This is a genomic window from Fretibacterium sp. OH1220_COT-178 (genome assembly GCF_003860125.1).
GTDB lineage: Bacteria > Synergistota > Synergistia > Synergistales > Aminobacteriaceae > CAJPSE01.
On the sequence record NZ_RQYL01000030.1, the window covers coordinates 1 to 12,768 of the forward strand.

Sequence of the window (12,768 nt, forward strand, 5' to 3'; positions counted from 1 at the left end):
CAGGACGAATACCTTGCGCGCTTGCTTGACGGGCAATTTCAAGTCACCTGAATTCCTCATGCCTCCATTATCCAAGAGGCTCCTGTCCTGAGGGGGGGGTGACATTCTCTCGGTCCCGTTAAGGGATGACATTATCACAGTCCGGCGACAGATGCAGCCGTTTGGGTCGCTTTATAGTGTACAATTGAGAGGATGCGCGAAATTTTGGGGGCGTCTTCCCGTGGTGGGGAGGCGTCTCGTGGTGTTGCCGTTTTGATTTAAAAGGCAGCGATCGGGAGGGACCAGGTTGGCTGAGACTGCGGGGCTCGAGAAGTCCATGCTCAAAAAAATTCTGCACTATTCGGACGTCGGCGTCGCCCTCCTTATGGTCCTCGTCGTCGTCATGATGGTGATCCCTCTCCCCACGTGGCTGATCGACATCCTGCTGTCCACCAACATCACCCTGGGCGTGGTCGTCCTGCTGGTGACGTTCTACGTGAAGCGGGCGCTCGACCTGTCCGTTTTTCCGACGCTGCTTCTGATCGTCACGCTTTTTCGCATCGCTCTGAACGTCTCCACGACCCGTCTCATCCTCCTGAACGGATATGCCGGCGAGATCATCATGGCGTTCGGCAATTTCGTCGTCGGGGGCAACTATATCGTCGGCGTCGTGATCTTCCTGATCCTCGTGATCATTCAGCTTCTGGTCATCACCAAGGGCGCGGAGCGCGTCGCCGAGGTCGCGGCCCGGTTCACCCTGGACGCCATGCCGGGCAAGCAGATGGCGATCGATGCCGACCTGAACTCCGGGCTCATCGACGATCAGGAGGCCCGGGCGCGGCGCAGGGACATCCAGAGGGAGGCCGACTTTTACGGGGCGATGGACGGCGCCTCCAAGTTCGTCAAGGGGGATGCCATCGCCGGCCTCATCATCACGACCATCAACATCGTGGGCGGGCTCTCGATCGGCGTGTTCCAGAGGGGGATGCCCGCCGGGAGGGCCGCCACGCTCTACAGCCTGATGACCGTCGGCGACGGGCTGGTCTCGCAGATTCCCGCCCTGCTGTTCTCCACGGCCACGGGCGTCATCGTGACGCGGGCGGCCGCGGCCTCCGACCTGGGGCAGGATATCGTAACGGCCTTCACCAAATATCCGCGTCCCCTCTACATCGGCTCCGGCCTGCTGTTCTCTCTGGCCTTCCTCCCCGGCCTCCCCACGGTCCCATTCGTGATCCTGGGGTCTCTGATGGGCGGGTTGGGCTACATGGTCGCCCGCGAGGGGACGGCGCAGGAGATCGAGGGGGAGGGGCCGCGTTCCGGAACGGCGGCGCAGCCCTCGGGGGCCGGTATGCCGCCGCCGGGCGCCCCCCAGGCCGGGAGCGAGGCGAGGCCCGCGCCGGCTTCGCCGGAGGACGTCATGCGCCTCCTGACCGTGGAGCCCATGGAGGCCGAGATCGGTTACGCGATCATTCCCTTGGTGGACCCGGCCCAGGGCGGCGACATGCTGGAGCGGATCGGCACGATCCGCAAGCAGATGGCCGTGGAGCTTGGCGTCGTGGTCCCCCCCATCCGAATCCGCGACAACATCCAGATCAAGCCCACGGAGTACGTCCTCCGGGTCAAGGGGGCCGAGGCCGGGCGCGGCGAGCTGCTTCCGGACCACTATCTGGCGATGAACACGGGCGGGGTCGAGGAGGAGCTGATCGGAATTCCGACGACGGAACCCGCCTTCGGCCTGCCCGCGCTCTGGATATCCCCGGACCTTCGGGACAAGGCCGAGGCCATGGGGTACACGGTGGTGGACGCACCGTCCGTTCTGGCGACCCATCTGTCGGAGGTCATCCGGAGGAACGGGGCGGACCTTCTGACGCGTCAGGAGGTCCAGAAGCTGACCGATATGGTCAAGGAGAGTGCCCCGGCGGTCGTCGAGGAGCTTCTGGGGTCCCTGTCCCTCGGGGAGATTCAGAAGGTGCTCCAGAACCTCATTCGGGAGCAGGTGCCGATCCGCGATCTCGTGACGATCTTCGAGGCGCTGGCGGATTACGGCAAGCTGTCCCGGAGCGTGGATTTTCTGACGGAACGCGCGCGGGAGTCCCTGTCCCGGCTAATTTCCCTGAAGATCCAGGGGGCGGACGGGGTGGTCACGGCGGCGACGCTGTCCCCGAACTGGGAGCAGAAGATCATGGCGAGCGTGGATGGGGACCTGGCCCGGGGCTGGCAGCTGAACATGGACCCGCGCGAGGTTCAGAGGATGATCGCCGCGATATCCCGCGCCGTCGACGAGATGCTGGTCAAGAACCAGGCTCCCGTGCTGCTGGTGCACCCCAATGTCAGGCTGATCGTGCGGCGCCTCATCGAGGGCTCCATAGCGAACGTCTTTGTGGTATCGTACAACGAGATCGCTCATGGCGTACAAATAAAAACGGTGGGAATGGTGGAATAGATGCGGGTTGTCAATCAGATCACCTTCGAGGCCAGGGACGATGCGGACGCCCTGAGACTGGCGGCCGAGCGGTTGGGCAAGGATGCCGTGATTCTCTCCACGAGGCCGGTGCGCGTGGGAGGATTTATGGGGCTTTTTCAGCGTTCGGTCCTGCTGGTCTCGGCCGGAATCCTCGAGGAGGAGCCCAAAAAGGAGTCCAGGGCCAGGGAGTCCCGGGACGACGAGGCCTCCCGGCGGGAGAGCCTGATCGCCTTTCAGAAGCTGATGGAGTTCAAGGAGCGTTCCGCGGCCTCCCAGGGGGTCGCCGCGGCGCCGCGCCCCCAGCCCGACCCCGCGAGGACGCTCTACACCCCCGCGGCGGGGGGCGTCACGGCCTCGGCGGACGGGGACAGTGTCCGCCTCTCCTCCGAGGGGCTGAGCAACGCCTACCGGGACAGGGCCGAGCCGTCGCCCCGCCCGGGGACGATTTCCGCCTCGGACGCCCAGATGCTCAAGGAGGAGGTGGGGGCCCTGTCGCAGCGCCTCGACTCCCTGATGAAGCGCCTGGGCGTCTCCGATGCCTCCAGAGGGGACCGTCCCAAAGGGGCGGCGGGCGGCTCCTTTCGTGCGGGCCTGCCCCTCGGGGAGGGCGAAGCCCCGGGGGCCTGGGACGAGCGCGACGTCGAGGAGCGGCTGAGGGCCGCGGAGGTCGACGAGCGGTTCGTCTCGGAGCTGATCGCGGGCTACGGCGCCTCGCAGAGGCGCCTCCCCTTCGTCGATTGGCTGGGCTCCAGAATCCCGTGTTCGGGGGACGATGCGGGGGCGGCTACGGGGGGGCGGAAGGTGATGCTCCTGGGGCCCACGGGGGTCGGCAAGACGACCACGATCGCGAAACTGGCCGCGATCCAGGCGCTTTGGGAGCATAAGGATGTGCTGCTCCTGACCAGCGACACCTATCGCATCGCGGCGGTCGATCAGCTGCGCACCTATGCTAAGATACTGGGGGTTCCCATAGAGGTGGTCTTCGACGCGGAGAGCTTTCCATCGGTCCTGTCGGACCACGCGGATGCCGAGCTCATCCTGCTTGATACGGCCGGACGCGCTCAGAGGGACCGCAAGAGCCTCGAGGCCTTCGAGACGCTCTACAATGCCTTCGCCCCCGATGCGGTTCACCTCGTCCTGGCGGCCAACATGAAATACCGGGATATGCTGGACGTCGTAGACCATATACCCGATATCCCGATCAGCCATCTGATCTTCACCAAGCTGGACGAGACGGTCAGTTACGGGGCCATTTTCAATATTCGCCAGGTCCTCGGATGCCCCGTGTCCTTTTTGACCGCGGGGCAGAACGTGCCCAATGACATCGAGACGGCCTCGGGGAAGCGCATCGCGGAGCTTTTGATGTCGACGGATCGGGGGCGTCGGATGGAATGAGCTTCGCTCCGTCGGATCAGGCCGGGGACCTCAGACGCCTTGTCGAGGCCCAACGCCGGGAGGTTCGGCAGAACGGCGGGGCCGGGCCGAGGACGGTCGCCGTCCTCAGCGGCAAGGGGGGGGTGGGCAAGAGCAACTTGGCGCTTGCCCTCTCCTGTGCTTTGGCCGACCAGGGCAAAAGGGTCGTCCTGCTGGACGCGGACCTGGGAATGGCGAACATCGACATCCTGTGCGGCATCAGTGCCCGCTTCAACCTCTCCCACGTCGTCGACGGAAGCCGGCGGCTCGACGACGTGCTGGTGCCCCTCGAGGAGCGTCTGGACATCCTTCCGGGAGGGGCTGGCCTCAAGGAGATGGCCGACCTCGACGATGCCGAGCTGGCGGGGGTGATCGACGCCCTCGGGCTTTTGGAGGACCGGGCCGACATCGTGGTGCTGGACACGGGGGCGGGCATCCACAAGGGGGTTCTGGCCTTCGCCCTGGCGGCGGATACCACGGTCCTGGTGACCACCCCCGAGCCGACCTCGGTCCGCGACGCCTATGGCGTCATCAAGTCGATCGGGGGCGTTGCCGAGGAGCGGGAGCTTCTGCTCGTCGTGAACATGGCCGCCAGTGAGCGAGAGGCGCGTGAGGTGGCCGACCGCATCGTGATGGCCGCAAAGCAGTTCCTGGGGCGCGCTCCCGTCTATTTGGGCTGCGTTCTGAGGGACGAGACGGTGGGGCGGGCGGTGCGCCTCAGACGGTCGTTTTACCGTCTTTTTCCAGCCGCTCCAGCCGGGGCCTGCGTCCGGAGACTCGTGGACGGCTTGCTGGGTCTTTGGGGCGGACATAGGGAGCCCTCATTCGCGCCGAAGGGGTTCAAGGCCTTTTTTCTGCGCCTGTCCAGAGCTTTCTTTATGGAGAAGTGATCATGCCGGTAGAACAGGAAAAAACACGAAGCGTTCTCCAGACCCTCATTGGATCGAAGATGGAGCTCGGGATCACGAACGGGCTTTATAAGGGAAGCTATGCCTCCCGGCTGGAGGACCTCTCCGATCCCTCGGGGGATGAGCTTCCCTTGCTCGGCGTCGCGCATCCGATGTTCAAGGGGGCGCTCCTTCCGATGTCCCGCAGCCTGGAGCTCGATCTGAAGATCGAGTCGAGCGGTTGTTTCTATCAGGGGCAGGCCGAGATCGTGCGGCACGTCATCAACGTTCCGATCCCCCTTTTGTGGCTGTCCCTCAAGGCGCCGCTCGAGAAGGTCCAGCGCCGCATGTTCGTCCGGGTTCCCTGTATGCTCAAAGGCCGGGCCTTCCTGTTGGAGCTCGAGCAGGATGGGGCCGCTGCGCCGGACGACCTGCCCGACCGGCACTGGTTTCCCGTCGTGCTTCGGGACATCAGCCTCGGCGGGGCCGGGGTGCTTCTCCGGAAGGAGGACGCGCCTTTCTGCAGGGAACGGGGGCGTTATCTTCTGCAGACCACGATAGGCGAGACCGAGTTCTTCATCGTGTGCCGCCTGATCAAGGTGTTCAACGTCGACGAGGAGGGGCGCATGGAGGTGGGGATGGCCTACGAGGGGCTTCCCGCCTTCACGGAGAAGCTGATGGGCGGATTTATCCGTCAGCAGGAACTGAACACGCGGGGGGCGTGAGGGAACCATGAGCGAGAGGAAGACCAGGGTGCTGATCGTCGACGACTCCGCCCTGATGCGGAGGATGCTGGGGGACATCCTGTCCTCCGACCCGCGTATCGAGGTCGTGGGGACGGCCAGGGACGGGGTGGACGGCCTGGAGAAGATCGCCTCGCTGGCGCCCGACGTCGTGACCCTGGACGTGGAGATGCCCCGGAAGGACGGGCTCGCCACCTTGGAGGAGATCATGAGGACCCGCCCCATGCCGGTCGTCATGGTCAGCAGCCTGACTCAGGAGGGGGCCGAGGTGACCCTGAAGGCCCTGTCGCTGGGCTGCGTCGACTTCGTGGGAAAGCCCTCGGGCGCCATATCCATGGACATACAGGCCGTCGGAGCCGACCTGATCGCCAAGGTCCTGATGGCGAGGACGGCCCGGATCCGTCCCCCCCGCAGGGAGTCCCCGTTGCCGCGTCCCCGTCCGGTTTCGGGCGTGGGGCCGCGTCCCGTGGGGGCCAGGGGACGACGTGAAATTGTAGCGATCGCCGCATCGACGGGCGGTCCCGTGGCGTTGCAGCAGCTTCTGTCCTGTCTGCCGGGCAACTTTCCGGTCCCCATCGTCGTGACGCAGCACATGCCGAGGGACTTCACGGCCTCCTTCGCCAGGAGGCTCGATGCGGTGTCCGAGTTGTCGGTCGTCGAGGGCTTCGATGGTCTGGCCCTCAAGCCGGGGCTCGTCGTGATCGCCCCCGGGGGGCGCCATCTGCTGATTCGCCGCAGGGGCGCCGGGGCGTTCTGCGAGCTCTCGGACGCCCCGCCGGTGTTGTCTGTCAAGCCATCTGCGAATATAATGTTTTTGAGCGTGGCGGACGAGTACGGAGGCAACGCCCTGGGGGTCGTCCTCACGGGAATGGGGCGGGACGGAGCGGACGGCGCCGCGGCGCTGCACCGGAAGGGGGCTCGCATCATTGCGGAGTCCCAGGAGACCTGTGTGGTGTACGGAATGCCCAAGGCTGCGGTGGAGGCGGGCGTCGTGGACGAACTGCTTCCCTTGCCGGAGATTCCCGACTCTCTGCTCAAAAATCTCAAGGGATAGACACATATAAAGTCAGGGCACTCATACTGCCGAAAAACCATAGAACGATCAATTTTTGGAAATCACGAGTTTGGGGATGGTAAGTCATGACGGACATGGACATGAGCCAATACCTGGGAGCGTTTCTGGACGAGGCGGACGACAACCTTCATAAGCTTGACGATCTTCTGCTGGCCCTGGAGAAGGACACGGTCAATATGGATGTCATCAACGAGATCTTCAGGGCCGCCCATACGCTGAAGGGTATGTCGGCGACCATGGGGTTCGAGAAGATGGCCGGGTTGACCCACGCGATGGAGGACCGCCTGGACGAGGCGCGCAAGGGGGTGCGCCATCTTGTCGATTCGGATATGAATCTGTTGTTTACCGCCCTAGACTCGATACAGGGTATGGTGGACTCGATAAGGGGCGGAGGCAGCGACGCCCACCTCGACGTATCCTCCCTGGTCGCCTCCCTGCGCAACAAGGAGCCGGCGCCTGCGGCTCCGGCCGAGGCTCCGGCTTCAACGTCCCTGGATGGATTTTCCGGTCAGGAGTCGGAGTGGGTGGCCGAGGCGGAGGGGCTGGGGATGACCGTCTACGGCCTGCGCGTCACCCTGAGCGAGAATTGCCTCCTCAAGGCGGCGCGTGCCTATATGGTGGTCAACCGCCTGGAGGAGATGGGGGACATCATCAAGACCGAGCCCTCCGTCGAGGCCCTCGAGAACGAGGAGTTCGGGATGGAGTTTTCGGTCTTCATCGGTTCGTCCTCCCCGTCGGAGGAGATCCGGCAGGCGGCGCTCAAGATCAGCGACGTGGCCTCGGTGGATCTGCGGGAGGTCCGGTCCGGCTCGTCCGAATCCGCGCGGCCGGACGAGCCCGAGCCCCGTGCCGCCAGGTCCGAACCCGTCAGGCCGGAGGCGCCGAAGGCCGAGCCCGCCAAGCCCGAGGCTCCCAAAGCCGCCGTGGGGGGCGCACCCGCCGCCAAGGCGGAGGGGAGCAAGAAGGCGAGCCAGACGGTCCGGGTGGATATCGGCCGTCTGGACAAGCTCATGAACCTGGTCGGAGAGCTGGTGATCGGGCGCGCCCGAATAGAGCGTCTGGTCCAGGAGGCCCGCCTTCGCGAGTTCGACGAGCCGCTTTCCCAGCTGGGGCGCATATCGGGCGATATTCAGGAGCTGGTCACCAAGCTGCGCATGGTGCCGGTCTCCTTCACGTTCGACCGTTTCCCGCGCCTGATCCGCGACCTGTCGAAGACGCTGGGCAAGGACATCGAACTGGTCCTCGAGGGGCAGGACACCGAGCTGGACCGCACGGTCATCGACGAGATCGGAGACCCCATGGTGCACCTGATCCGCAACTCCCTGGACCACGGCATCGAGCGGCGCGAGGACCGTCGGGCCGCCGGGAAGCCCGAGAAGGGCATCCTGAAGATATCCGCCTATCAGGAGGGCAGCGGCGTCATCATCGAGGTCTCCGACGACGGTGCGGGCATCGACCCCGAGCGGGTCAAGCAGAAGGCCGTCGAACGCGGCATCATCTCCGAGGAGGAGGCCGCGGCGATGTCCGACGAGGAGGCGGTGCAGCTGGTCCTCATCCCGGGGTTCAGCATGGCGAAGGCCGTCACGGACATCTCGGGGCGCGGCGTCGGGATGGATGCCGTCAAGTCGAAGGTCGAGGCCTTGGGAGGCCAGCTGGACCTCGTGTCCAGGCTCGGCGAGGGGACGCGGGTCTACGTCCGTCTGCCCCTGACGCTCGCCATCGTCCTCTCCCTGCTCATCAAGGTGGGCGACGAGACCTATGCCATCTCGCTCGAGAACGTCGAGGAGACGATCCTCGTCAAGAAGGAGAACATCAAGACGGTCCATGGCGCCCCGGCGACCCTGCTGCGGGGCGAGGTGCTGTCGCTCAGCGACCTCGGGGACGTGCTCGGCACCGCGATGGACGACACGGAGCGCGACGAGTATCCCGTCGTGGTGGTCAAGATCGGCAAAAACAAAATCGGCTTCATCGTCAACGAACTGATAGGGCAGCAGGAGATCGTCATCAAGTCCCTGGGGCGGTTCCTCTCCAAGATCAGGGGGATCACGGGCGGTACGATCCTCGGCGACGGCAACGTGGCTTTGATTTTGGACGTGGCGTCCTTTTACTCTACCAAGGGGTAGCGGAGGTCCCAATGCTTGATTTGAGTTCATTCAACTATATGCAGTTGGACGCCATCCGGGAGGTCGGCAACATCGGCACGGGAAATGCGGCGACCGCGCTGTCGAAGCTCCTTTGCCGCATGATCGACATGGACGTACCGAAGGCGGAGCTCGTCTCGATATACGAGCTGTCCCAGCATTACGGCGACCCCATGGAGCTCATCGCGGCGGTGTTCGTCCGTTCCCTGGGGGATTTCGGGTGCAGCCTGATCTTCATCCAGAAGGAGGAGGACGCCCGGATGATGGTCGACCTGCTGCTGAAGCAGCAGTTCGGGGATTCCGTCCCCCCCGATCTTCCGCAGGAGATGACCGACAGTGCCCTGACCGAGGTGGGCAACATCATCCTGAGCTCCTTCCTCAACGCCATCAACCTTCTGATCGGGACCCAGCATCAGATCTCGGTGCCCGGTGTCGCGCACGACATGCTGGCCTCGATCCTCGACGTGGTCGCCTCCATCTTCGGCCAGATGGGGGAGATGGCTCTGGTGGTGAACACCCAGCTTCGCGTCGAGGGGACGGGGGGCGAGCCCATCTCCGGCAACATCATCATGCTGCCGGACCCCGACGCCCTCGAGCTCTTGCTGAGAAAGTTGCAGGTGCTTTAGCCATGGAAAATGCCTACCACGTGGGAATGGCCGACCTGGTGGTCGTCAGCGCTCCTGCGAAGTTGGTGACCCTGGGGCTGGGCTCCTGCATCGGGCTGGTGGTCTTCGACAGCGTGGCCAAGGTTGCCGGCATGGTCCACATCATGCTTCCCGACAGCCGAGGGGCGAAGACGATCGAGAAGGTGGGGAAGTTCGCGGACACGGCGGTGCCCGCCCTTCTCGACGAGATGATCAAGAAGGGCGCCTCGAAGGCCCGCATGAAGGCGAAGATCGCCGGAGGCGCTCAGATGTTCGCCCTGCCCGGGGCCCAGACGGATTTTCTGGCGGTGGGCGCCCGAAACGTCAAGGAGACGACGGATATGCTCGCCAAGGTGGGGATTCCCCTGATCGCCTCGGACACGGGCGGAAACAAGGGGCGCACCGTGGAGTTCTCCACGGACAACTGGATTCTGACGATCAAGACCCTGGGCAAGGGGAAGTCGGAGATATAGGTCCTTCCTTGACCGAAGGGGCCGAGGAGATGGAGGACGGGAGGGAGATTCCTTGAGCCTTGAAGCCTCCGATGCCGAGTTGTGGGAGGAGTACGCGCGGTCGCCCACGCCGGCGTGCCGGGAGCGGATTGTCAAACGCTACCTTCCCCTGATCAAATATGTGGTTGGGAGGATGACGGTTACCCCGCCGCCGGGCCTGGACTACGAGGACTTGTGGAGTTTCGGCATCTTCGGCCTGCTGGATGCGATCGAGCGTTTCGACCTTTCCAAGGGGTTTTCCTTCCGGACCTTCGCCGTTCCCCGGATTCGGGGGGCCGTCCTGGACGAACTCCGCAAGTGCGACTGGGTCTCCCGGACCGGCCGGGAAAAGCTCCAGAGGCTGAACAGGGCCTCGGAAAAGGTGCTCAGGGATCGGGGCCGTCTGCGCGACGACTGGGTCATGGAGGAGATGGGCGTCGACGAGAAGGCCTATCGCGAGGTGCTGGAGCTGTCGAGCCGAAGCTACGTCGCCTCCCTGGACGAGGTCATGGAGCTCGAGGATGGGGAGGTCTCCCTGGAGGGGATCCTCTCCGACGGCCGGGAGGGCGCTGTGGAGCTCCTGGACCGCGAGGACGAGCTGAAGCGGGTCGTCGACGCGATGAAGCAGCTTCCCGAGCGGGAGGTTCAGGTCCTGTCGCTCTACTACTACGAGGGGCTTGCCCTCAAGGAGATCGGCCGGGTCCTGGGCGTGACGGAGTCTCGGGTCTCCCAGATCCACGGGCGCGCTCTCTCCGCTCTCAGGGCGATCCTCAGGGTGAACGTAGGCTGATTTTTCGGAAGGGTTTCGTTTCCCGCGGCGAGGTTCTTGCGCGGCGGAGGCGTCGAGGAGGCCGGCAAAACCGACCAAGGAGGGTGCGGCTTTGTGCGAGGAAATTCTGAAGCTGGAGGCGGATGATCGGGGGGTATGGATCTCGGCCCTGAAGGACGGGTTCTCCCAGGCCGAGGCGCTTGCGTTCCTCAGAAAAAACGGGGTACGGAAATACGATGCGCGGCTCCTCGAGGAGTTCCTTCGGGAGAAGAGCCGGACCCCGTTTCGGATAGCGCCCCGGGATCCCCTTCAGGAGAAGGAGGGCCGGGTCCTGATTCGTCTGGCGAGGGACAACATGTACGCCACGGCGACCCTGGAGGCCCCCTTTTTCACGAAGCCCTGGCCGACCGAGCGGGACGTGAGGGACGCCCTCGCCCAGAAGGGGGTCGTCTTCGGCATTGACGACTCCGCCATTGCGGCGTTGGTCGCGGACAGGCCGCTGGACGACTCCACGGTCGTCGCGCAGGGGACCCCACCGCGCGACGGTCGGCACGCCAGGATCGAACTTCTGGTCGACCCCGAGAGGCCCCCGGAGGTCGGAGAGGACGAGAGGGTCGACCACTGGAGCCGAACGACCCTTGTCAGCGTCCTCAAGGGCCAGGAAATTGCGGTGAAGCACCCGGCCGTGCCCGGGGTGGACGGGACCACCGTCATCGGCTCGCCGATCAGGACGGCGGCGGTGAAGGACGTCTCGTTTCCCGCCGGGGACGGGCTGGAGACGGCCGAGGGGAACGAGCTTTCCCTGGTCGCGGCGGTCGACGGACAGCTGGCCTGGAAGAACCGCAAGCTGACGGTGGTCCCTGAAATCGAGATTTCGGGGGACGTCGATTTCGGCGTCGGCAGCATCGACTTCACGGGGACGGTCCGCATCAAGGGGGCCGTCCGGGAGGGCTTTCACGTCGTCTCCTCGGGCGACATCGAGATCAACGAGATGGTCGAGGGAGCCCGCGTGGAGAGCCAGTCCGACATCGTCATTCACGGCGGCGTCCGCGGGATGTCCAAGGGCATGATTCGGGCGGCGGGCGACGTCACCCTCGGCTTCGCGGATCAGGCCACCATCCGCAGCGGGGGGACCGTCTCCGTCAAGAACGCTCTCCTCCACAGTCAGGTGACCGCCCAGAGGGCCGTCATCGTCATGGGAGGGCCCAAGGCCCAGATCGCGGGCGGCAGGGTCGAGGCCGGGGTGGAGGTCTCCTGCCAGATTCTGGGAAGCGAGATGGGGACCCGGACCGAGATCGTGGTTGGAATTCCTCCCGAGCAGCTCGAGCGCCGGCGCCTCCTTCAGGCCGACGTCGCGCAGAACAACGACAACCTGGCGAAGCTCGAGGCCAATATCGTATTTTTGAAAAAGCTCGAGGCCGCAGGGCAGCTCGACGACCAGAAGCGGGCGATGCTGTTGTCGGCCACGAAGATGAAATTCCAGATACAGGCGGCCCTGAAGCCGATGACTGAGGAGCTCAAGGCCCTCGAGGAGGGCATCGAATCCTTCCGTGTGAAGGGGGTCGTGCGGGCCCGGGACATCTGTTATCCCGGGGTTCAGATCTCCCTCCGCGGCGTTTCCTACGTGGTGCGGGAGGCCTGCAGGTTCAGCTCCTTCGTCGTGGAGAACGGCTCGGTCGTCCTGAAACCCTTCGATTACCAGCCTTGACCTTTGACGGAGCCGCCCCCCTCGCGGAGGGGCCGGCGGCCCTGGCCCGATGGTGAGGAGGTGTTCCTTTGGTTCAGCCCATAAGCCTTTTGATGGCCCACTTCAACGTGGAACACAGCGCTCAGGTTTCCAGGGAGGCCCTTGCCGCGGCCCAGCAGACCGGGCAGGGGCACGAGGTGGTCCAGGAGAGCGTGAGGCGCACCCAGATGGTGCAGGCCGGCGCGGCCGCCGCCGAGGTGCGGAAGGTGCAGCGCCGGGACGAGGACGAGCAGCGGGAGCGTCGCCGGGACGAGGGACGCGATTCCTTCAGCCGTTCGGCTCGGTCCGCCGGAGGTGAGGAGGAGGGCCGTGAGGAGAAGGGGACAGCCTCCGGTTCCTTCGATTTTTACGCCTGACCCGGGAGAGCGGGGAAGCGGACGGCCGAGGATTTTGTCCTGATGAGGTGAAAGGGGAA

At 64.9% G+C, this 12,768-nt stretch carries 11 protein-coding genes; all 11 read left to right on the forward strand.

Going from position 1 to position 12,768, the window contains the following annotated elements:
- The first annotated feature begins 286 nt into the window (after positions 1 to 286).
- The 11 genes from flhA (at position 287) to EII26_RS11230 (ending at position 12,709) form a co-directional block, all read left to right on the forward strand.
- A complete protein-coding gene (gene flhA / locus EII26_RS11180; RefSeq protein ID WP_446718760.1) occupies positions 287 to 2,422 on the forward strand; it encodes a flagellar biosynthesis protein FlhA in 2,136 nt (711 codons plus the stop codon).
- The gene (gene flhF / locus EII26_RS11185) at positions 2,423 to 3,838 is read left to right on the forward strand and encodes a flagellar biosynthesis protein FlhF (RefSeq protein WP_124889245.1); all 1,416 of its coding nucleotides are present in this window, start codon (positions 2,423 to 2,425) and stop codon (positions 3,836 to 3,838) included.
- Entirely contained in the window at positions 3,835 to 4,746 is a 912-nt protein-coding gene (locus EII26_RS11190) for a MinD/ParA family protein (protein WP_124889246.1), read from the forward strand. The genes flhF and EII26_RS11190 overlap by 4 nt, the downstream gene beginning before the upstream one ends.
- Before the next feature lie 2 nt (positions 4,747 to 4,748).
- Positions 4,749 to 5,468: a flagellar brake protein gene (locus tag EII26_RS11195; RefSeq protein WP_124889247.1), complete on the forward strand. Its 720-nt coding sequence runs from the start codon at positions 4,749 to 4,751 to the stop codon at positions 5,466 to 5,468.
- Between the two features lie 7 nt (positions 5,469 to 5,475).
- Positions 5,476 to 6,540, forward strand: coding sequence for a protein-glutamate methylesterase/protein-glutamine glutaminase (locus EII26_RS11200; protein ID WP_124889248.1), 1,065 nt, complete (start codon positions 5,476 to 5,478; stop codon positions 6,538 to 6,540).
- 86 nt (positions 6,541 to 6,626) lie between these two features.
- Positions 6,627 to 8,684: a chemotaxis protein CheA gene (locus EII26_RS11205; RefSeq protein ID WP_124889249.1), complete on the forward strand. Its 2,058-nt coding sequence runs from the start codon at positions 6,627 to 6,629 to the stop codon at positions 8,682 to 8,684.
- A gap of 11 nt (positions 8,685 to 8,695) precedes the next feature.
- Positions 8,696 to 9,328 carry a chemotaxis protein CheC gene (locus tag EII26_RS11210; RefSeq protein WP_124889250.1) on the forward strand — a complete coding sequence of 211 codons (633 nt, stop codon included), beginning with the start codon at positions 8,696 to 8,698 and terminating at the stop codon, positions 9,326 to 9,328.
- Positions 9,329 to 9,330: 2 nt separating this feature from the next.
- The gene (locus EII26_RS11215) at positions 9,331 to 9,819 is read left to right on the forward strand and encodes a chemotaxis protein CheD (protein ID WP_124889251.1); all 489 of its coding nucleotides are present in this window, start codon (positions 9,331 to 9,333) and stop codon (positions 9,817 to 9,819) included.
- 52 nt (positions 9,820 to 9,871) lie between these two features.
- Positions 9,872 to 10,627 (forward strand): FliA/WhiG family RNA polymerase sigma factor, encoded by a 756-nt coding sequence (locus EII26_RS11220; RefSeq protein WP_124889252.1) that lies wholly within the window; start codon positions 9,872 to 9,874, stop codon positions 10,625 to 10,627.
- A gap of 91 nt (positions 10,628 to 10,718) precedes the next feature.
- The gene (locus EII26_RS11225) at positions 10,719 to 12,314 is read left to right on the forward strand and encodes a DUF342 domain-containing protein (RefSeq protein WP_124889253.1); all 1,596 of its coding nucleotides are present in this window, start codon (positions 10,719 to 10,721) and stop codon (positions 12,312 to 12,314) included.
- Between the two features lie 68 nt (positions 12,315 to 12,382).
- The gene (locus tag EII26_RS11230; RefSeq protein WP_124889254.1) at positions 12,383 to 12,709 is read left to right on the forward strand and encodes a hypothetical protein; all 327 of its coding nucleotides are present in this window, start codon (positions 12,383 to 12,385) and stop codon (positions 12,707 to 12,709) included.
- Positions 12,710 to 12,768 lie beyond the last annotated feature (59 nt).

Excerpts from the sequence above, each read along its gene's own strand:
- EII26_RS11200 (WP_124889248.1), top strand. The coding sequence starts at position 5,476 with ATGAGCGAGAGGAAGACCAGGGTGCTGATCGTCGACGACTCCGCCCTG.
- EII26_RS11210 (WP_124889250.1), top strand. The coding sequence starts at position 8,696 with ATGCTTGATTTGAGTTCATTCAACTATATGCAGTTGGACGCCATCCGG.
- EII26_RS11205 (WP_124889249.1), top strand. The coding sequence starts at position 6,627 with ATGACGGACATGGACATGAGCCAATACCTGGGAGCGTTTCTGGACGAG.
- EII26_RS11215 (WP_124889251.1), top strand. The coding sequence starts at position 9,331 with ATGGAAAATGCCTACCACGTGGGAATGGCCGACCTGGTGGTCGTCAGC.
- EII26_RS11195 (WP_124889247.1), top strand. The coding sequence starts at position 4,749 with ATGCCGGTAGAACAGGAAAAAACACGAAGCGTTCTCCAGACCCTCATT.
- flhF (WP_124889245.1), top strand. The coding sequence starts at position 2,423 with ATGCGGGTTGTCAATCAGATCACCTTCGAGGCCAGGGACGATGCGGAC.
- EII26_RS11190 (WP_124889246.1), top strand. The coding sequence starts at position 3,835 with ATGAGCTTCGCTCCGTCGGATCAGGCCGGGGACCTCAGACGCCTTGTC.